Here is an 18,208-nt window from a genome sequence, read left to right on the forward strand (position 1 = left end):
CATTCGCATTCCGTTGACACCCATTCAGGAGGTCCTCCCCACGCCCGTGGGGGTGAGCCGGAGACCACGATGTCGAGCATGACCCTGCTGAACGTCCTCCCCACGCCCGTGGGGGTGAGCCGGAGCGAGGAACGTCTATCGTTGGGGTGGTACTGTCCTCCCCACGCCCGTGGGGGTGAGCCGACGCCCAAGCCCGCGAGGCCATCGCCCGCGCCGTCCTCCCCACGCCCGTGGGGGTGAGCCGGTCCAGGGCCGCATGAGCGCCGTCGAGGCCGCGTCCTCCCCACGCCCGTGGGGGTGAGCCGACCCAAGGAACGGCCCCCTCACCATGGACACCGTCCTCCCCACGCCCGTGGGGGTGAGCCGTCCAGGCGCTCCATGGTCAGCATCGGCGTGACGTCCTCCCCACGCCCGTGGGGGTGAGCCGCGAACGCCGCGCTGCACTGCTCGTCCAACGTCGTCCTCCCCACGCCCGTGGGGGTGAGCCGTCCTCCCGTTCGCCGCGCCCGGCGGCCACCACGTCCTCCCCACGCCCGTGGGGGTGAGCCGCTCCTTGAGATTGGGTTAGGCGGCGATCTGGTGTCCTCCCCACGCCCGTGGGGGTGAGCCGCACCGCAACGCCTGGGCCGCCTCCCGGTGGAAGTCCTCCCCACGCCCGTGGGGGTGAGCCGTCGGCTTGTACGCGCGTGTCGCCATGGGATGTGTCCTCCCCACGCCCGTGGGGTGAGCCGCCAGGAGGCGGCATCTCGGATGTACTTGGCTGGTCCTCCCCACGCCCGTGGGGGTGAGCCGTCGGGTACCTGAACGTCGGTGGCGAGGGTCCGGTCCTCCCCACGCCCGTGGGGGTGAGCCGACGGCCAGGAACTGCCGGAGATCCACCCCTCCGTCCTCCCCACGCCCGTGGGGGTGAGCCGTTGTCCCACATGCTGACCAGCAGATGGAGGGAGTCCTCCCCACGCCCGTGGGGGTGAGCCGGGTGACGAGTAATGCCCGCAACCGCCATGCCGGTCCTCCCCACGCCCGTGGGGGTGAGTCGTGCCCGGACCCGCACACAGGCTGGCACGTCCCGTCCTCCCCACGCCCGTGGGGGTGAGCCGGCTCCGTTGATGTCGCGGAGGATGCCGTTGATGTCCTCCCCACGCCCGTGGGGGTGAGCCGACCTCCGGGGAGTGATGTCCCGGCGCGGGGCGGTCCTCCCCACGCCCGTGGGGGTGAGCCGTCGGGCACGCCCGCGTCCGGCGGGATGACGTCGTCCTCCCCACGCCCGTGGGGGTGAGCCGCCTCCCCCACGGTCCTCTGTGGGTTTGGGTTGGTCCTCCCCACGCCCGTGGGGGTGAGCCGCAGGGGTAGGCCGGGATGGTCTGCCGGACCATGTCCTCCCCACGCCCGTGGGGGTGAGCCGACGGCCAGGAACTGCCGGAGATCCACCCCTCCGTCCTCCCCACGCCCGTGGGGGTGAGCCGGTAGATCATCCGCGCGTGGTCAACGTACCGTTGTCCTCCCCACGCCCGTGGGGGTGAGCCGGGAGCCCTCGTCCTCGTTGAACGCGCTCTCCAGTCCTCCCCACGCCCGTGGGGGTGAGCCGATGTCGGCCTGCTCGAACGACGCGGCCATGATGTCCTCCCCACGCCCGTGGGGGTGAGCCGGAGCCGCGCCCGTCGGGGCGGCGGATGCGGCCGTCCTCCCCACGCCCGTGGGGGCGAGCCGTCTGACGAACGCCGGTGGGGAGCCGGTGGGGCGTTCTCCCCACGCCCGTGGGGGTGAGCCGGAGCCGCGCCCGTCGGGGCGGCGGATGCGGCCGTCCTCCCCACGCCCGTGGGGGTGAGCCGCACGAAGTCTGGCGCGTGCACGCCACCAGCAGTCCTCCCCACGCCCGTGGGGGCGAGCCGTCTGACGAACGCCGGTGGGAAGCCGGTGGGGCGTTCTCCCCACGCCCGTGGGGGTGAGCCGGCGGTCCCCTCCTTCCCCGCGCGGATGTTCGCGTCCTCCCCACGCCCGTGGGGGTGAGCCGGAAGCGGCGGCGCCGTCGGACACCGACCGCCAGTCCTCCCCACGCCCGTGGGGGTGAGCCGGCGACCGGGTCGACCATCGTTGAGCCCTCGTCGTCCTCCCCACGCCCGTGGGGGTGAGCCGCGCGTAGAGGCCGGCCTCACCCAGGAAGAGCTGTCCTCCCCACGCCCGTGGGGGTGAGCCGCCAGGCAGCGATCGCGGCGCCGCGATCGGCAGCGTCCTCCCCACGCTCGTGGGGTGAGCTGGGTCGGACCATGACGGCGTAACCCTGAGGTGCTTCGCCGTGTCCGGCTGTCGTTGACCTGCTGCGATTTCCTAATGCCTCCCACGGATCATGTCTCCTTGAGCGCCTCGGAGATCCGGCGGCGGGCAGTTTCGTCCTGGCCCACGATGCACTTGGCGTAGATCCGCAGGAGGACGTCCACGCTGTGGCCGGCCCACTGGGCGACCTGGGGTGCGGGAACCCCGGCGTTGAGCCAGGTCGAGACGCAGGCGTGCCGGAGATCGTAGATCCGCCGGGCCAGAGGGGAGGCGACCTCCTGAGGGGTGAGGGCCTGCTCGCGCGCTGCCGCCCATGCTCGCCGGTAGGTGATGGCTGGCAGGTCCCCGCCCTTGACCCCGTAGAACAGCCGCCCGTCGGGATCGTTGCCGAACTCGGCGAGATGTGCGCGGAGAATCCTGGTCAGCTCCGGTGGGCACGGTACGGAGCGCGCTTGCCCATCGGCACGGTGCTTGAGGGAACGCACCTCGCGCAGTGCCCCGTCATCGGTCCACTCGCGGCCGGCGAAAGGCGCGGCCTCGGAGAAAATGAGCTCTCCCCAGTCGTCCGCGGGCTCTTCCAGTCGCCCCGTCTCGGGGTTGTGGACCAGAGGCGGGATCGTGACGTTGTGAACCCGGAGGTGTACAGCTTCCTCGGGACGCAGCCCGGCGTAGTACATGACGGCGAAGAACGCCTTGAGCCGCTTGCCGCTGGGTTTCCGCGCCTCCACGGCGGCCAGCAGCGCCCGTGCTTGGGCGTGGTTGACGACACTGCGGCGGTCCACTTCGGAGGTGCTCTTTGGTCGTTTCCACTTCAGGGCCTTGATCGGATTGTGGGAAAGGAGCTTGAGCTCCACGGCGTAATCCAGCGCGGTCTGCAAGATGGTCTTGTTTCGCAGCATGGTGCTGGTGGCGGCCCGCTTGCCGTCCAGCCGGGAGGTGGCGACCGCCAGCAGCTCCCGGACGGGCTGCGTTTCGGCGAGCGCGGACAGGGGCTTGGTGTTGGCCGCCAGCCAGCGCAGCACGCTAGCCGCATCCTCAGGCGCGCTATCACGCTGCCGGGTATTAAAGGCCCAACGCTTGAGCGCCCTCCTCACGTCCCGGTCCGGGGGTCTTCCACGTCCATCGATGATCATCGCGGGAGTGGCAGCGGTCAGCGCCCGCGCGATGTCCTGGCGATAGTTCGCCGACGAGGCGTTCCACTTCATGTCCACGAACGCGCACGTGAAGGCGTACCAGCTCATCTCCGGCGCTTCGGTCCGCTGCCACGAGAGGGGTTCACCGGTCAGCAGGCTGAACGGCTCACCGGTTCGTGCGGCCGTCAGCAACGCACTGCGGTAGGTGTCCGCCTGGCCTTGCCGAGGGAACGACTTCTTCCACTGCTTGCCAGCGGTCTGCCACAGCACCCGGTATGACGTGACCTTGCCCTTCGCATTCGTGCGCTTCTCGATCTTGTAGACGCGCACGTTATGGGTGACGTCCCTCATCGGGCGTCGGTCTCCAGGCCGGCCAGCCAGCGGTCGAACTCGCTGCGATAGATGCGCAGCTCCCCATTGGGCAGCCGAAAGCACTTGGGTGCGCGGCCCTTCTGGCGCCAGTCATAGAACGTGGAGCGAGTGATCCGCAGCTCGGTGCAGATATCGGTGACGGTGAGCTTCTCAGCCTTGGACATAAGGGGACTCCGTATGGTCTTCAGCGGTGAGGTGGGTGCGGTGATGCTCGGCAGGCTGGATTCAGGTCACCGGCATCGGAGGTGGTGGCAGGGGAGCGCGAACGCCCCGCAGCAGAGCACGGTGGACGATCCGGGTGGCCAGGCGAGTGGGCAGCCCGCTGCTCTCGCCGGCGGTGATGAGATGGGCACTCACCTGGTGTTCGGGAAGGCCGGACCAGGCCAGCAGGCCGCCGACGTGGTAGGCCAGGGCTGATAGGGCGCGTTGGCGGCCGTCGGTCAGGGTGGCCAGATGGGCGGCGCCGCGGGTGAGGACGGTGGTCAGGTAGGCGGCCGGGGCGCCGTAACAGCGTTCACGCCGGAGGGTGGGGGAGGGGCGAGGCTGGGTCGGGGTGGGGGCGGTAACGCGGAGGACTTCGTGGGCCAGCCACTCGGGCAGGCGGCCGGGAGATGCCAGATCGCCGGAGCGCAGGCGGTAGGTGCCGGTGCTGGTGGTGGTACCCGGGGCGAGGCCGTAGTTCCAGCCGGCTTTGATGTCGATCTGCCAGCCCAGTTTCCCCAAGGCCTGCCGGAGGTTGGCTGAGGGTGCGCGGTACCACAGGTGCCGGCCGCCGCTGGGAGTGGTCGTCACGACGGGCTGATGTTCGGGGGTGGTCGGCCAGGGGTGAGGTCCGCCGCGCACGCGGGCGAGCAGGGTCAGGGTGTGCAGGCCGGTGCGGATGCGGGCCAGCTCGGCAAGGGCGGGGTCGCCGGTCAGGTCGATGCCGGGCAGCAGCCCAGTGGCCGGATCGGCTGGGAGCGGATCGTCATGGGCGTCCAGATCCAGCAGGACCAGGCCGGAAGGACCGGCGGCCACGCCGGGCACGGCATCGGGTTGGCGCTGCCACCAGGTGCTTAGGCGGGCCGGGTCGGTGGTGGCGGCGTGCACGCCGTGGCACCAGCGTCCGGTCGGCAGGCACGGGCAGGTCTCGATGGGATGTGTGCTGCCGGGCCGGGCGGTGCTGTGGCAGCGGGGGCAGTTGGCCAGGGGGCGTTTGCTGGTCGGTGACAGCGGCACGATGTGCCAGCCCATGGCGGCCAGATACAGGGCCAGCTTCAGTGAGGCAGTCGGTAGGAGGGTGGGCATCAGGGGTCTCCGAGATCGATGGATGCGCAGTACGAGGCGCAGCGGGGGATGCCTCCACGTCCGGTTGGTGGCAAGGTGACGGGCCGCACCCGGACTGAGAGATCGCATGACTCGGCGGTGACCGGTCGCCTGCCGCGGTGGAGGAAGCGGGAGGCATCCCCCGCTGCCGCGCGGTGTGCGGAATATGAGAAAGCGCGGCGAATCGTTGTCCGGTTGTCCCAATCAGGCGTTGACCTGCACAAACGGTGGGACAACGAGTTGTCCTTCTCTTGTCCGCAGACGTCCCTTCCCGCATTGATCTTGGGACAACGGGGACAACTGGGGACAAGCCGTTGTCCCACTGTTCGTGCAGGTCAGATGAGGGTTGGGACAACCGGACAACGATTGCTTCTCTTTTCCAATCTGGAAAGAGAAGCTGATCTACGGTTCTAAACCGGTCGCATGCTTGATCACGTGAACGAAGCGCTGGGCGCCGCTTTTACGGCGGCGGATGTCCACCCCGACCTTGCGCAAGGACGGGGCCACCTCGGTCAGCCGGGTACCGAGGGTGCGCACATTGCCGGGCAATTCGCCGACGGGCAGGCCGTGCTCGATGCAGGTGCGCTGCAGACCGGCCAGCAGCTGGGCGGTGCTGTCCTCCCACGGCGTGGGACCGGCGAACAGATACAGCGCCCGGGCCAGGGTGTTGCCCTCGATGATGCTCATCCCAAGAGCGGCGATGCGGGCCCGGTAGGTGGCCAGGGTGCTCCAGCCGGTCACGGTATCCAGGGCGGCCAGCACGCGGGCGAAGTCGGCCATCCGCGGCAGGTCGCTCACCTCCACGGCCGGCAGCGCAGCCAGCACGCCGGACACCAGATCCAAGACCGCGCCCAACGCCTCCGGCAGCACCTGCTCGCGTACGGCCCGCACGTGGGTTTCGGGCAAGCGCACATCCAGTACCTCGGGCTCGACCAGCAGCATGCGATCGACCAGGTCACCGGCCAGCGGGGCCTTGAATCCGATGGTGGTCATCGCGATCACCCGCTGGAAGGCGAAGACGGTGATGTCTTCATCGGAGTGCAGTACCCGTTGCAGGACGGCATCGCCGGTCACTCCCTTGCACAACGAGTTGGACAGCCAGTCGGGAATGTCGGTGACGTTGTCGAAGGAGAAGGCCCAGGAGGCGCGGGCGAAGATGGCCCATTCGCGCTGGCTGGCCGGGGGTTCGCGATCAGCGGCCGGCTGCGGGTCGATCAACAGCAGCAGGCAGCGGATCAGGTTGGATTTGGCGGTGCCCTGCTCACCCTGGATGAGCAGGATCGGGTGCGGGATGTCGATCAGATAGGCGGCCACCACCCAGGCGATGGTCAGGCGCCAGTCCTCCTCCGACAGGTTGATCAAGGCGCGCAGGCCGTCCAGGCTCCCTCCGCGGGCCGGAGTGACCAAGGGGTGGGTCAGTTCCGAGCGGCGGAAGATGACCGGCGCGGTGGGTTCGGTGCGCCAGCCGCCGGGTGTGATGACGATTGCCTCGCCGGTCTCGGTGCCCATGTCCACCACCACGCTGTCTTCATGGCGGGCCATGCGTAAGAACACCGGTTCGGGATCCAGCTCGCCTGCCTCGCCGGCCAGCACGTTGAGCGCATCGGACAGCTCGGCGCCGGAGGCTACCTCGCCGGTACGGCGAAACAGGGAGGTGGCCAGCTTGGCGCGCAATCCGGAGCCGCCCTTGGCGGCCAGCGGTACGGCCAGGGCCGGGCCGAGCCGGGGGACGGCGTAGCTGCGGCCGTCATCGGCGCGGATCAGGCGGTAGGTGTCTTCGGCCATCTGCACCAGTACCTGGGCCAGTTTGGTCTTGCCCGACCCGGTGGCCGCATCCGGGCCATCGGGGTCAGGAATGGGGCTGCCGTCAGCGAAGCGGTCGGGGTCGTCTCCTGCCGGGTTGTGATCAGATGCCTCCACGTGCGAGCCTTTCGAAGTAGTGCGTGAACGTCGCCGAAAAGGCCCCGGGCAGGGGGCCTTTTCGCATTTCTCGGGGCGATGCGGGGACTAGAACGGCGGTTCGTCCCCGCCCCAACCGCTGCCGGAGGGATCGGACTGCGGGCCCGGTGGCGGGGCGGCGGCTGCGGCGGTCCACGGGTCGCTCCCGCTGACGGCGGGATGCGGGGCCTGCTCCCGGGTGGTCTTGGTGACGTGGGCGGTGGCGAACTTCAGCGACGGACCGACCTCGTCGACGTCGATTTCGTAGGCGGTGCGTTTGCTGCCGTCCTTGGCCTCGTAATCACGCTGTCTGAGGCGGCCGGTGACGATGACGCGCATGCCCTTGGTCAGGCTGTTGGTGGCGTGCTCGGCCATCTGCCGCCAGGCGTTGCAGCGCAGGAACAGAGTGTCGCCGTCTTTCCACTGGTTGCTTTGCTGATCGAAGACGCGGCGGGAGGCGGCCACGGTGAATGAGGCGACCGCCGTGCCGCTGGTGGTGAAACGCAGGTCGGGGTCGGCGGTCAGGTTGCCGACGATGGTGATGGAAGTGTCGCCGGAGGACATGGCAGGGCTCCTTCATTCGGGGACGGCGAGTGCGGGATGAGGGGTCAGTCGTCGCGGGCGAAGCGGCGCAGTTCGCGGCCGGTGCCGCTGCAGGCATCGCAGGCGCGGAAGGCGTCGGTGAAGAACCAGCCGCGGTGTTTGCCGGATCCACGGCAGCGCCGACAGGCCTTATAGGGATGCAGGCGCAGGGAGATGGCATAACCGGCGCCGTACAGCGCGGCCAGGCTGATCAGAACCAGCCAGCCGGGCAGCGCGCCGGCGGTCTCCGGCGGCGGCTCGGACAGGAGCGCAAGGGTCAGGGGGAGCATGGCCGGAGTCCTTTCGCAGCGCATGGCACAGCGCCCGGGCGGCGGTGATCGGGTGCCGTCCGGGCGGGAGAGTGGTTACGGAAGGTGAGGGCTGAACTGTCCGGCCGGGAACTGTCCTGCTGTCCTGCCGGGTCCTCTATAGGGCGGCGGCAGGACAGTTCGTCCGGACAGTCGGCCAGGACAGTTGCCGGCCTCGACGGTTACGGTTCGTAGCCTTCGGAGGCGTCGTCGCCGGGGGCGTACTCACGGAGGTAATAGCGGGCCGCCCGGCCCGCACCGAGCGCCGTGATGCTGCCGTGGTCACGCAGGATGGCCAGCCAGCCGGCCACCACCGAGCGGGAGCGGCCCACCGCGGCGACCAGCTCATCACGCCGAGCCCCAGCCGGGCCGCGCTGGGCCAGCAGGCGCAGGATGGGCCGGGCGATGTGCTCAGGTACGGGAATGGCGCGGTTGACAGCCGGATCATTGGCGTCGGCGTGCTCCACGGCGTGCTTGGCAGCGATCAACTCATTGAGGCTGGTGGGCCGAGCAGGTGGGGCCGGCATGTCGGTCAGACGGGCTTCGATCTCAGCGACCATGTCCTGGGCCAGCCGGTCGATGGCGGTTGAATCGGTGGGATTGATGCCCCAGTCGGTGCCGTCAGATCTGGTGGCGCACCCACCCCCGATGCCCTTCCCGCCAGACGGCACCGCGGATGCGGGGGCAGAGTGGCGGTGACGCTCGCCGTACCCGGGAAGCATCGCGGCGATGGCCGACTCCAGGCAGGCGACCGGCGCGCCGCGTCGGCCAGCCAGGGCTTCGACCGCATCCAGATCTGACAGATCGCGCACCCGGCCGGCCCGCCACAGGCTGTTGCCGTCGACCACCAGGGCCACTCCGTGCACGCCGCGGGCATAGGTCTCCATGTTCGGCATGCCAGCCAGCTCCCAGCCGGGGATGACGTTGTTCATCTCGCTGGCCCGGTTGACCCGCAGCACGATCTTGTTGTCGGCGTTGGCGTGCGGGTCCTTGGTGCCGGTGTATTGGATCACCCCGCGCTGGGAGGCGGTGGCCAGCACCACCCCGGCCGAGCGACCACGCCGGTAGATCTTCTCCACCAGCGCCTTGGCCTGAGTGCCGATGGGCGAGTTGTAGCCGGTGACCTCATCCAGCTCGTCGATCAGAATCAGGAGCACCGGCGCGCTCGGTGAGGGCTTATGGTTGCGCCCGCCGGAGGCCCGGGAGCGCTCGGTGATGACGACACCGGCCCAAGCCAAGATCTGCAGTGCCTTGTCGTACTCGCCGATGCCGGCGTGGGCATCGAGCACCTGTCCCCAGATCGCACTCAGCGTGCCCTTGGCCACGTCGATCCCCATCACCAGCACGTCGCACCGGTCGCTGGCTTGTTCGATGAGGTTGTTGTACAGCGTGGTCTTGCCGCTGCCGGTGGGCGCCACCAGAAAGGTGTGGTGCCCGCCGGCCTTGTCGAAGACGCTCAGGGCCAGGTCGTCGCCGCTGTCGGGATCGAGTCCGAGCACCAGCGGCCCGTCCATGATCGAGCGGCGCGCTGCGCCGGTCGATGCCGTGCCGCTCAGCGCCGGGTGGGTCACCTCGCCCTGCCACGGGTCGATCAGCTGCACCGCGATGACGATGATGCCGGCGTGCTTGGCATCGGCGCTGATGCGCACTCGCTCGGTCGGCAGAGCCAGGTGGGCGGCCAGGTCTTCGGCCAGGCCGCTGCCGGGCCGGGCCAGCTGGCTGGCACGTTTGCCGGTGGCGCGGATGTCGATGCGAAAGCACTGGCCCAGCCGGGTGTCGTCGGCCGAGATCAACTTAGAGTCTTCCAGGCCCACTGCAGTGGCCAGGGCATCCCACTGCAACTGCCGGGCCTGCCAGGCACGACGCTCACGCAACACGTCCGACCAGGTAAAAGCCGACCAGGCCAATGCGGCGGTGCTGGTATAGCCGACCAACGTGGGCAGATTGAAGGCTCCCCAGTGGGCGGCAAAGGCCAACCAACCTGGTACGGCGGCCACGGTGGCGGTCAGCGCGGCCGAGTACTTCACCGACCGGTGTGCCTTGTAGGTGCCCACCCAGGCCGACAGCGCCAACGGGGGCGCCAAGGCGCCGACCAGCAAAGGCTCTGGTCCTAGGGCGTGCATCACCTCCCCGGCCGGATACAGGGCGGTGAGCCCTGAGGCCAGACCGCGGGTCTCGGGCGCATGGGCCACCCACCGGCCATAACCGCGCACCCCTGCCGCCAGTACGCGGCCGGCGCTCAAACGGTCGCGGTAGGCGCCTGCCGGATACGGCAAGCCGTCGCCATAGCGGCTGGGAGCACCGCCTGCCCAACCGCGTCGGCCGGACCCACCCGTCCGGCGGGGACTGCGACGGGTACCGAAACGCTCGCCTCGTGCCATGAGCAGATCACCTCCTTCGAACCGGTGGGTGGCTCCGGCAAGCAGGCAGAGCTGCCTGCCGGAGCCATGCGGGTGAGCAGCGACGGGAAACGACGATCAACCAGCTGAGGCTGACGATGCGGGGCCGGGACGGCGGGTGACGATCTGCCGATAGCCGGGACCGTCCTCCCAAGCGAAGAAACCATGGCGCCGGCCGTCCTCTCCCAGCAGGGAGAATCCCCAGCGGGAGTTGTCGATCAGACGACCGGACCATTCGGCCACATGATCACCGGTGGTGGGATGGACGGGACTGAACTCCCGCCGGATGATCAGATGATCGCCGATGGTGACGTCGTCCCAACCGAGCGCAGAGGACGCTCGGATGGGCGCGGGCGTGCTCATAGTCGGCACCCCTGAGCATCAGGCGGCGTCTTGGCCGGTGATGGCCAGACCACGGGCGGCGACCTCGCGGGCCTCTTCGAACTCCTCTTCAAAGCGGGTGGCCGCAGTCACCGCGCCGGCCGCCGCCTCTTCCAGGCCGGTGGCGACCGCGGTCAGCGGGTCGGTGACGTTGGTCGGCAGCCCGAGGGCGGCCACGCCTTCGGCCCAGGTGCCGATCTCTCCGGCCAGGGTGCGCAGGCACTCGGCCATGGTGATGCAGTCAGTCAGGAACTCGGCGTCGGTGGTGGGCGGCTCGATGTTGATCAGCAGTTTGGACATGGTGACGGTTCCTCCGGAAAGAGCGGGACGGCGGACGGAGCGAGGTGGATGCGCCGAGGCAGGGTTCGGCCGACTGTCGGCAGGAGGGGACGCTTCGCCTGATCCAGGCGATAGAACGGCCGGAGCTGTGCCCTCGGCCGGGGGAGTGGCCGGCTGCGGGGGCGTCGGCTCCCCGGCCGAGGGTGCCGTTGGTGCAGCGGTGGAGTCGTCCCGATCAGCCTGACCACGCTGGGGAGAACCTCCGGAGACGGTGTCTCGGCCGTCGGGATGAGAACGGCGGTGGCGGCCGATCAGCGGGATGGGAGTGTGTCCGCCTGCCAGGCGCCGATCCCAGCGCTTCCGCATCCGGTGTTCGGCGCGCCGGTAGATGCGGTGGGCCAGGGTGCTGGTGATGCGGCGGGTGGCCCGGGTGCCGCGGGCGAACAGACGGCCGCTCCAGGCGCCGGCCCGGCCGGAATGGTGGATCAGCGCCTGGCTGGGAGTACGCCAGCCGGTCGCCTGATAGCCCGAGCGGATGGCGTTGGAACCGGCGCGGCGGCCGGTCTTGGTCCCCAGGATCGCCAGCACGATGATCAGGGTGAGGGGATCAATCATCGTCACCGCCCGGGTCGAGGTCTGGACCGGCGTCGTGGGCGGGCCGGTCGGCCAGGGTGAGGAGGGCGTTGATGACCACCAGGACGGCCAGCGTGCCGGCGGCCACCGCACCGAACCACCACGACCAGCCCCACAGGTAGTGCACGGTGACGGTGATGGCAGTGATGATCAGGTAGTCGCTCCAGTGCGGGCGCTGAGCCCACAGCGCGCGGCCGAAGGCGGCCAGGCGCCGGCGGGTCGGCACGGGGACGGGGCCCAGGGCCAGACCGGCGGTGACCGAGTCGGCCACGTCCGGGATGTTGTTGCCCAGATCGCCGACCCACTTGCTGATCTGGCCGTTGAAGATCAGGCCGTCCAGCAGCAGGACGAAGAGGCCGCAGACGAAGAACTCGTACATCTTCAGCTGACGGGATTTGAAGCCGACGAACACCGCGCCGGCCAGGGCGGCGAAGATGATCCATTTGCCCGCTTCCATCGCGGTCTCCTTTGCACAGTGGGAGTAAGGGGGTCACAGGGGCTACGGGGCCGCAGCGTCGTGATCGGAGAGGGCCTTGAGATCGACGATCCGCAGCTCGTTGCCGGGCCGCAGCGCCGCACGCATCACGTGCTTGTACAAAGCCGGGGTCTTGCCCGGCTCACTCAGCACACCGGACGGGTACGGGCTGGCCGGTGCGTGCTCAGCGGCGGGGGTCGGCGGGTAGGGGTGGCGACGGCGGCCGGGGTCAGCGCAGCGATCGGTCATGGGGTCACCTCGAATGGTCAGGCAGGGTCAGGGGCGCATCCCGCGCCGATGGCGATGTGACCGGCGCAGGCGGGGACGGGAGAGGTCAGGCTGGTCGAGCTGTGTCAGCGGTGGCGGCGCGCTTCTCACGCCGGAGCACGGTCTTGGCGTTGGAAGCGGTGACGCGTACGCCGCGAGCGGCCAGCCATGCGGTGATCTGCGCCGGGGTGGTGTCCAGGCCCAGGGCGTCGATGGCCAGGCGGATGCGCTCGGAGTCATGGGTGACCGCGGTCAGGTCGGTTACGACCCCGTCGGGGTCGGCGGCCGGTCCGGGCGGGGTCACCTGCTGCGCGCCGGGGTCGGCGCGGTCCGGCTCCCGAGACGGGGTGACCCTGTTCGACGGGGTCAGGGCGGGGTCGGCCGGAGCGCGGTGACCCCATGCGAGCGACCCGGCGGAGTCACCAAGACCGGCCGCCGCACTCGCTCTGGGCTCAGAAGGACCGGATGCAGACAGCGGAGTGACCTTCGGCCGCGGGGCGGCGAACAGAACCTTCGGGTCCGGATCCAGGACGTCCGGGCCGTGCCAGAGCGCGGCCCACGACTGCAGCACCGCGCTGGCCTGCTCCGCCTCGGCGGTGCGGGGCGACGGTTGGGTGAGAGCGGTCAGGGCCGCAGTCCAGGGCGCCGGCACACTGGTGGTGACCAGCTGGCCGGCGTGGGCCAGCGCGCCGAGCTGGGCCAGCAGGTCGTGCTGCCGGTCCGGATCGGTGGCCAAGCCGGCGTGCTCGATCGCGGCCATCATCGCGCTGCGCAGCCGGCGGGCGGCCCAGGCTCTGCGCCCCGGCCAGCGCGAGCCGGCGGCCAGGGCGGCCTGGTGGGCGGCGCGGGCCAGCGCGGTCACCCGATGCTGGGCGGCGATCTCCGAGACCTGCCGATCGGCCGGATCGGCCAGGCCCAGCCGGATCAGCAGGCGCCGGCGGGTGAAGCGCCAGTAGATGCGCTCGCGCTCGCGGGGGCGGCCGGCGTGCTTGCGCCGCTCGCCGGCCAGGCCGCGCTCCCACAACCAGGCCGCCACGAACGGCGTGGCCAGGCGCAGTACGTCCACGGCGAAGCTCCCGGCGGCCAGCGCCGACAGCACCGCCGACAGGCTGGTCAGTACCCATACCGCGGCGCCGTCGACACCGGCCGTGCCGTGCTCGCGGATGTTCTGCCGGGCGCGCACGGCCGAGGTCAGCACGGCCAGCTCCAGGAAGCCGAAGAACACCACCCGCAGCACCGTGGGCAGCTGGGGCAGTTTTTCGTCGAAGAACGCCCACATTCCGCTCGCGGCCACTCCGGTGGCCACCAGGGCGGCCAGCACGGTCAGCCGGTCGGCCGGGGTGCCGGCTTTGCGCAACCCGCGCCCGGCAGTCCACAACAGGGCGCCCAGGGCTACCAGCAAGATCAACGACAGTGCCGCGACCAGCCAGGGTTGTGCTCTGGCCAGGTTGAGCAGTTCCTCGCGAGGCACGAGGAATCACCTCCAACAGCAGGCGCCGCCGGACACGACCATGGCGTGGGCGGTGTCCGGCGGCGCCGAAGATGCGATGCGGGTCAACCAGAGGTCGAGGTGGTAGCGCGGGTGGCCCGGGTCAGGGCGTACGCGCGAGTGGCGGCGGTGGGCACGCCGGAGATGATCCATCCGTAGCGCTGGTAGGCCTGCGGTTCCTGGGCGGCGATGGCGTACAGCATCGCCAGCATGCACGCGCGGCCGTCCAGCCCGGCATCGTCCAGCAGCCGCTGGGCGGCCCGATCGGCGACGTACTCGCTGCGCCGCTGCAGGGCGAGTACGCCCAGCCCCGCGCTCACCCATGTGAGCGCGGAGATCACCACGGCAAGGGCGGCACCCCACACCAGAGCGATGAGCAAGGCAGCGGCGGAGAGACCGGCGACCCGCCCCAGCCATTGCTGGAGTCGGGTCGGCTTCTGCTCGTGGCAGACGAGGGCGTGGGCCAGGGCGCCGGCGGCGGTGTGCCCCGTGGGGGAGTCGAGCTCGCCGTACAGCACGCCCTCGGCGATGGTGATGATCGGGATGGGACTGTCGTCGCCGGTCCGCTCGGTGGTGACCATGGTGTCGAGCTCGCTGTCGATCACGAGCATGACCGCGGGCACCCCGGCCGTACGGGCCAGGTGTGACGCCAGCGCCGACAGCTCGGTCACGGCGGAGGCCAGGTGGCCGTTCACGGACATGCCGAGCAGATCCGGCCTGCCGTGGCCGGAGTGATCGGGGTGGGACGGCGGCTGTGGGAAGGGAACGGTGCTCATGGTGGCGGGTCTCCTCTAAAAGGGAGTGAGGGCAGGCACGATCGCCGGAAAGTGGGCGCGTGCATGAGGAAGGGGCGCCGGAGTCAGCGGCCGTCGCGGCAGCGCGAGCATCCCGGATGGACGCATCGGTTGGCCGGGCAGAGCGCCCAGACTGCGGCGACGGTGTCGAAGCTGAGGCCGGACCACGTGGCAGTGGCGATGAGACGGCGGGTGCGCGCCCAGACCAGTACGTCGGCCAGGTGTACCCGCACGGTGAGTGTCAGGGAGGTCATGTCATCCGCCTGGGGCGGGAAGGCAGTTCAGGCCGCCGGGCTCGCTGTCCTGCGGCGGCGGGTGGCCGCCAGCCGGCACCCCTGGCTGCAGTAGCGGTCGGCCGCGGCCAGGACGGGACCGCGGCAGTGGCCGCATCGATGCGGCAGTCGGGTGACCTTGCGGCGTTCCTGCTCGGTCAGCCCACCCCATATCCCGTGGCGCTCCATGCGCTGCAGGGCGTCGGTCAGGCACTCGAAGCGGACCGGGCAGGAAGCGCACACCGACTTGGCTTCAGCGGCGGATGCCCCATCCCAGCGTTCGGGGAAGAAGATCTCGGGATCGACTTCGGCGCAGCCCGCGAGGTTCTGCCAGGCGTTCATCGGGTCACCTCCGTGGCCATGGTGGGGCGGTCGGTGGGCATGGACTGGCGTACGTGCACATTCAGCAGGCGCCGGGTGAAGGCCGCAGCCGGGCCGGGTGGAGCCGATCCCAGGGATTCGGCCCGTTCTTCCCGGTGGATGCCGACGGCCATCACCACGATGACGCCGATGACGATCGCCGGGGTCAGCAGGCCGATGGCCAGCACGGTCTGCCAGGCACCGGCCAGCTGGACCGCCAGGAACGTGAGGGGACCGGGCAACACCAGCCCGGCGACGCGCAGGATGGTACGCATGGCGCACTCTCCGATTCGTGAGGGAGACGGAAGCGCCCGATAGGCCGGGCGCTTCCTGAGGGGGGAGGGCCCGCAGGACGAGCCCGGGAAACGCGCTAGAACAGGGCGTCAGTGCCGGCCGATTGCCGGATGGTTTGTTCGCGGTCGCGGCGTCGTGTGCGGAGCAGGCCGTCATGGCAGGGCAGGCACAGCGCCATCAACTGATCGCCGGGCAACGTGGCCGCCTTCGTGTCGGACACGTCGGTGGACGGGGCGAGATGCAGCGGCCGGCCCGGGCGCTGTTCACGCCGGCAGGCGCCACCGTCCTTACGGTGGGGATTGCCGCACTCTCCCCGGCATTCGCACTGGCCGCCGGCTCGTCCGGCGGCCACCACGGTCCACAGAGCGACACCGGCCGGCGGCGCCGGGACAGGATCGTTCATCGGCCCTGTCCGTCGATCTGATCGGGGCCGTTCTCTGCTCGGGCCCACGCGGCCAGATCCTCCGCATGCCGAGCGCAACCGGAGGCGTGGCCGCGTTCGGCCTCATCCGGATGGTCGGCTCCGGGGCCGTAGTCGTGAATCAGCTGGCCGCAGTGCCGATCCGAGCAGCACCAAGTGAACGACTGCTCGCCGAACACGTTGTCGGCCAGGTAGACGAAAGCGGCCTGGCCCGTGGTGTGGTCCGCTCCATCGGGCAGTCGCAGCATGGCGCCGATCCGTGCCCAAGGGTGCCCGGTTTCGCGTGCTCGCCGCGCGTACCTGCGAGCCTCGCTTTTGATCAGGGCGTCCAAGTACTTGATCGTCCACAGGCCGGGCAGCGGATCGGCCACCTGCTGCCGGGAGGCGGCACCCGGGAACACCGGCTGCCAGGTGACGGCTTGACTGCCGTAGGCGTCGGTCACCAGATGAGCCACAGCGGTCTGGATGTGGTGACGCGCCTCGCTCCATGCCCGATCCGTCGGAGTCGGGATCATGCGTTCACCCCCGTCGGGGTACGGCGCGCGCCGCGGTCTGCGGCCGGTGCGAAGGCGGTCATGTCGCTCCCGCACTCGGCGCAGACCCGCCGGTTGTCCGGCGACCGCCGGGTGATGAGGTGATCCATCAGGATCTGCGCGGCCTTGGCGTCGGCCAGTACCCGGGTGGCGGTGTCGTGGTCGTCGGGCAGCTGCCCGTGACGCTCCAGTTCCCAGTGCAGGAAGGTCAGCGGCGCTGCCTGGTGACAGCGCTCGGCGGCGATGGTGGCGCGGGCCGCGGTCAGCAAGGCCAGGTATTCGCTGCGGATCAGGCCTTCGCGGACCCGGCTCGCCTGGAGCTCGGCTACCAGCTCTGTGACGATGCCGGCCAGTTCGCCGGCGTCGTCGATCAAATAGGCGGCCTGCGCGTGGGTGCGCAGGGCATCGATGCATCGGCGGGACATCATGACGGCCCGCTCATCCGTAGCACGCTGCGCCACTCGTTCAGCGTCTCCTCCAACGTGGTGGCGATGGACTGCAGCGCCTCGGCCTGCGCCAGCTGGGCGCAGACGGCGGCGAGGCGGAGCTGGGCACCGAAGGCGGTGGCGTCCTCGCCGGTGGCGTCGTGCGGGTCACAGCCGGACAGCACCTCGTCGAGCTGCAGCTGTGCTTCCTGCAGGTAGGTGAGGGCGGGAACGACGGGCGATGAGGATGACGAGTGGTCGACGGACATGGGAGTGCTCCTTTCGGTAGGCGGGCATGACGAAGCGCCCGACCGGACCGGGAGGTCCGACCGGGCGCTGACGAGACGTTCCGAGAGTCAGGCGGCCATGCGATGCAGCGGAGGCGGGGCCGGCGGTTCGGGCTTGCTGAAGGTACGGCGAGCGCGGCGTCCGGCCGCATCCCGGCACGCCACGGACAGGCTCGACAGCCATTCGGCGGGAGTCAGGTCCAGGACGATCCGTTGCCCGCTGCCGGGACAGCGGGAGACGCCGTCGGCGGCGCGGTGAGGCCACAGCATGTTCCGGCGGAGGATCCGCCAGGCGCCGCAGTCGGTGCAGACGGCCATGGGCCGCTCATCCGGGTGCAGGCTCAGCAGGTTCGGCGCCATCGTGCTGGCCAGCAGGACCGGCCGTTCGTTGTGCCGCATGGTGTTCTCCTCGCGCAAGATCAGGGGGCTTGCGTTCTCCGCCCTTCACGCGCCGACCACCATGTTCGTGGTTCGGGGCGCAAGGGACGGGCAGCGCAAGCGCTGCGCGTGCTGCCAGCCGTACCGGATCGTGGCCGCGGGACCTCGTGGTTCGTCACCTGAGCCGATGATCTGGCTGGCAGATCCGCTATGCAGTTGGCAAGTGGCGGTGACTTCGTCGAGTCGCCGGGCCTGCCGGCTTTGACCCGGTCCGCGTCCGGATCGCGGGCCGGATCAGCGCCTTCAGGACCAGTGCCGGATCATGCCGCTGTCGGCTTCTCCAGCCGCTCGGCCGCCCGCAGCATCTGGGTGGCCAGCGCTCGCAGTTCATCGGCGGTCCCGTGGATGGTGGTCCGGAAGATCCGGACCCCGCCCCGTCGCTGCTCGGAGGCGAACTCGATGCCGTGGATGTGCCGGACCGGCACGTAGACACCGGGAAACCAGGCTTGCGAGCGAGGGGCGGGTGTTGAGGTCTTCATCTCTGACTCCCATCTCCTGGCTGACTTGGCTAGTCAGGCCTATTGTGCTCATCTTGGACATCCTGGCTAGTCA

Annotated in this window: 21 protein-coding genes, 1 pseudogene and 2 CRISPR repeat arrays; all 22 genes and pseudogenes read right to left on the reverse strand. The window is 70.2% G+C overall.

Annotated features, from left to right (window positions below):
* Positions 1-31 precede the first annotated feature (31 nt).
* Positions 32-672: direct repeats of the CRISPR family, unit length 29 nt; unit sequence GTCCTCCCCACGCCCGTGGGGGTGAGCCG.
* A gap of 91 nt (positions 673-763) precedes the next feature.
* Positions 764-2,194: a CRISPR direct-repeat array (repeat unit 29 nt; unit sequence GTCCTCCCCACGCCCGTGGGGGTGAGCCG).
* Between the two features lie 148 nt (positions 2,195-2,342).
* The 22 genes and pseudogenes from Pta02_RS36915 to Pta02_RS37020 all read right to left on the reverse strand — a co-directional run bounded on the left by Pta02_RS36915 (position 2,343) and on the right by Pta02_RS37020 (position 18,135).
* Entirely contained in the window at positions 2,343-3,755 is a 1,413-nt protein-coding gene (locus tag Pta02_RS36915) for a tyrosine-type recombinase/integrase (RefSeq protein WP_203879668.1), read from the reverse strand.
* Entirely contained in the window at positions 3,752-3,940 is a 189-nt protein-coding gene (locus tag Pta02_RS36920; protein ID WP_203879669.1) for a helix-turn-helix transcriptional regulator, read from the reverse strand. Before Pta02_RS36920 ends, Pta02_RS36915 begins: the two co-directional genes overlap by 4 nt.
* A 61-nt stretch (positions 3,941-4,001) precedes the next feature.
* Positions 4,002-5,063, reverse strand: coding sequence for a bifunctional DNA primase/polymerase (locus Pta02_RS36925; protein WP_203879670.1), 1,062 nt, complete (start codon positions 5,061-5,063; stop codon positions 4,002-4,004).
* Positions 5,064-5,483: 420 nt separating this feature from the next.
* Positions 5,484-7,001, reverse strand: coding sequence for an AICE element replication initiation protein (locus Pta02_RS36930; protein ID WP_203879671.1), 1,518 nt, complete (start codon positions 6,999-7,001; stop codon positions 5,484-5,486).
* Between the two features lie 87 nt (positions 7,002-7,088).
* Entirely contained in the window at positions 7,089-7,583 is a 495-nt protein-coding gene (locus Pta02_RS36935; RefSeq protein WP_203879672.1) for a single-stranded DNA-binding protein, read from the reverse strand.
* A 44-nt stretch (positions 7,584-7,627) separates the two neighbouring features.
* Complete coding sequence (locus tag Pta02_RS36940) at positions 7,628-7,891, reverse strand: hypothetical protein (RefSeq protein ID WP_203879673.1); 264 nt, start codon at positions 7,889-7,891, stop codon at positions 7,628-7,630.
* Positions 7,892-8,091: 200 nt separating this feature from the next.
* On the reverse strand, positions 8,092-10,185 hold the full coding sequence (locus Pta02_RS36945; protein WP_203879674.1) for a hypothetical protein: 2,094 nt from the start codon (positions 10,183-10,185) through the stop codon (positions 8,092-8,094).
* Between the two features lie 201 nt (positions 10,186-10,386).
* Positions 10,387-10,671 carry a hypothetical protein gene (locus tag Pta02_RS36950; protein WP_203879675.1) on the reverse strand — a complete coding sequence of 95 codons (285 nt, stop codon included), beginning with the start codon at positions 10,669-10,671 and terminating at the stop codon, positions 10,387-10,389.
* An 18-nt stretch (positions 10,672-10,689) separates the two neighbouring features.
* Entirely contained in the window at positions 10,690-10,989 is a 300-nt protein-coding gene (locus tag Pta02_RS36955; RefSeq protein WP_203879676.1) for a hypothetical protein, read from the reverse strand.
* Between the two features lie 586 nt (positions 10,990-11,575).
* Positions 11,576-12,058 (reverse strand): hypothetical protein, encoded by a 483-nt coding sequence (locus Pta02_RS36960; protein ID WP_203879677.1) that lies wholly within the window; start codon positions 12,056-12,058, stop codon positions 11,576-11,578.
* 42 nt (positions 12,059-12,100) lie between these two features.
* Positions 12,101-12,325 (reverse strand): hypothetical protein, encoded by a 225-nt coding sequence (locus Pta02_RS36965; protein ID WP_203879678.1) that lies wholly within the window; start codon positions 12,323-12,325, stop codon positions 12,101-12,103.
* 85 nt (positions 12,326-12,410) lie between these two features.
* A complete protein-coding gene (locus Pta02_RS36970) occupies positions 12,411-13,814 on the reverse strand; it encodes a hypothetical protein (RefSeq protein ID WP_203879679.1) in 1,404 nt (467 codons plus the stop codon).
* An 83-nt stretch (positions 13,815-13,897) separates the two neighbouring features.
* Positions 13,898-14,608, reverse strand: a complete 711-nt coding sequence (locus tag Pta02_RS36975) for a hypothetical protein (RefSeq protein WP_203879680.1) — start codon at positions 14,606-14,608, stop codon at positions 13,898-13,900.
* 83 nt (positions 14,609-14,691) lie between these two features.
* Positions 14,692-14,880 (reverse strand): hypothetical protein, encoded by a 189-nt coding sequence (locus Pta02_RS36980; protein ID WP_203879681.1) that lies wholly within the window; start codon positions 14,878-14,880, stop codon positions 14,692-14,694.
* A 147-nt stretch (positions 14,881-15,027) separates the two neighbouring features.
* A pseudogene (locus Pta02_RS41660) lies at positions 15,028-15,240 on the reverse strand (WhiB family transcriptional regulator); the annotation flags it as partial.
* A complete protein-coding gene (locus Pta02_RS36990) occupies positions 15,237-15,533 on the reverse strand; it encodes a hypothetical protein (protein ID WP_203879683.1) in 297 nt (98 codons plus the stop codon). The pseudogene Pta02_RS41660 and the gene Pta02_RS36990, both read right to left, overlap by 4 nt.
* 95 nt (positions 15,534-15,628) lie before the next feature.
* A complete protein-coding gene (locus Pta02_RS36995; protein ID WP_203879684.1) occupies positions 15,629-15,955 on the reverse strand; it encodes a hypothetical protein in 327 nt (108 codons plus the stop codon).
* A complete protein-coding gene (locus Pta02_RS37000; protein ID WP_203879685.1) occupies positions 15,952-16,488 on the reverse strand; it encodes a hypothetical protein in 537 nt (178 codons plus the stop codon). Before Pta02_RS37000 ends, Pta02_RS36995 begins: the two co-directional genes overlap by 4 nt.
* Positions 16,485-16,934 (reverse strand): hypothetical protein, encoded by a 450-nt coding sequence (locus Pta02_RS37005; protein ID WP_203879686.1) that lies wholly within the window; start codon positions 16,932-16,934, stop codon positions 16,485-16,487. Before Pta02_RS37005 ends, Pta02_RS37000 begins: the two co-directional genes overlap by 4 nt.
* On the reverse strand, positions 16,931-17,200 hold the full coding sequence (locus Pta02_RS37010; RefSeq protein WP_203879687.1) for a hypothetical protein: 270 nt from the start codon (positions 17,198-17,200) through the stop codon (positions 16,931-16,933). Before Pta02_RS37010 ends, Pta02_RS37005 begins: the two co-directional genes overlap by 4 nt.
* Before the next feature lie 87 nt (positions 17,201-17,287).
* Positions 17,288-17,617: a hypothetical protein gene (locus Pta02_RS37015; protein WP_203879688.1), complete on the reverse strand. Its 330-nt coding sequence runs from the start codon at positions 17,615-17,617 to the stop codon at positions 17,288-17,290.
* A gap of 299 nt (positions 17,618-17,916) precedes the next feature.
* Entirely contained in the window at positions 17,917-18,135 is a 219-nt protein-coding gene (locus tag Pta02_RS37020; RefSeq protein WP_203879689.1) for a hypothetical protein, read from the reverse strand.
* Between the last annotated feature and the right edge of the window lie 73 nt (positions 18,136-18,208).

The sequence above is a fragment of the Paraplanobispora takensis genome (assembly GCF_016863195.1).
Taxonomy (GTDB): Bacteria; Actinomycetota; Actinomycetes; order Streptosporangiales; family Streptosporangiaceae; genus Planobispora; species Planobispora takensis.

Bases quoted from the DNA above. Each gene is read 5' to 3' on its own strand.
- Pta02_RS36915 (WP_203879668.1), bottom strand. From the start codon at position 3,755: ATGAGGGACGTCACCCATAACGTGCGCGTCTACAAGATCGAGAAGCGC.
- Pta02_RS36920 (WP_203879669.1), bottom strand. From the start codon at position 3,940: ATGTCCAAGGCTGAGAAGCTCACCGTCACCGATATCTGCACCGAGCTG.
- Pta02_RS36925 (WP_203879670.1), bottom strand. From the start codon at position 5,063: ATGCCCACCCTCCTACCGACTGCCTCACTGAAGCTGGCCCTGTATCTG.
- Pta02_RS36935 (WP_203879672.1), bottom strand. From the start codon at position 7,583: ATGTCCTCCGGCGACACTTCCATCACCATCGTCGGCAACCTGACCGCC.
- Pta02_RS36940 (WP_203879673.1), bottom strand. From the start codon at position 7,891: ATGCTCCCCCTGACCCTTGCGCTCCTGTCCGAGCCGCCGCCGGAGACC.
- Pta02_RS36950 (WP_203879675.1), bottom strand. From the start codon at position 10,671: ATGAGCACGCCCGCGCCCATCCGAGCGTCCTCTGCGCTCGGTTGGGAC.
- Pta02_RS36955 (WP_203879676.1), bottom strand. From the start codon at position 10,989: ATGTCCAAACTGCTGATCAACATCGAGCCGCCCACCACCGACGCCGAG.
- Pta02_RS36960 (WP_203879677.1), bottom strand. From the start codon at position 12,058: ATGGAAGCGGGCAAATGGATCATCTTCGCCGCCCTGGCCGGCGCGGTG.
- Pta02_RS36965 (WP_203879678.1), bottom strand. From the start codon at position 12,325: ATGACCGATCGCTGCGCTGACCCCGGCCGCCGTCGCCACCCCTACCCG.
- Pta02_RS36975 (WP_203879680.1), bottom strand. From the start codon at position 14,608: ATGAGCACCGTTCCCTTCCCACAGCCGCCGTCCCACCCCGATCACTCC.
- Pta02_RS36980 (WP_203879681.1), bottom strand. From the start codon at position 14,880: ATGACCTCCCTGACACTCACCGTGCGGGTACACCTGGCCGACGTACTG.
- Pta02_RS36990 (WP_203879683.1), bottom strand. From the start codon at position 15,533: ATGCGTACCATCCTGCGCGTCGCCGGGCTGGTGTTGCCCGGTCCCCTC.
- Pta02_RS36995 (WP_203879684.1), bottom strand. From the start codon at position 15,955: ATGAACGATCCTGTCCCGGCGCCGCCGGCCGGTGTCGCTCTGTGGACC.
- Pta02_RS37000 (WP_203879685.1), bottom strand. From the start codon at position 16,488: ATGATCCCGACTCCGACGGATCGGGCATGGAGCGAGGCGCGTCACCAC.
- Pta02_RS37005 (WP_203879686.1), bottom strand. From the start codon at position 16,934: ATGATGTCCCGCCGATGCATCGATGCCCTGCGCACCCACGCGCAGGCC.
- Pta02_RS37010 (WP_203879687.1), bottom strand. From the start codon at position 17,200: ATGTCCGTCGACCACTCGTCATCCTCATCGCCCGTCGTTCCCGCCCTC.
- Pta02_RS37015 (WP_203879688.1), bottom strand. From the start codon at position 17,617: ATGCGGCACAACGAACGGCCGGTCCTGCTGGCCAGCACGATGGCGCCG.
- Pta02_RS37020 (WP_203879689.1), bottom strand. From the start codon at position 18,135: ATGAAGACCTCAACACCCGCCCCTCGCTCGCAAGCCTGGTTTCCCGGT.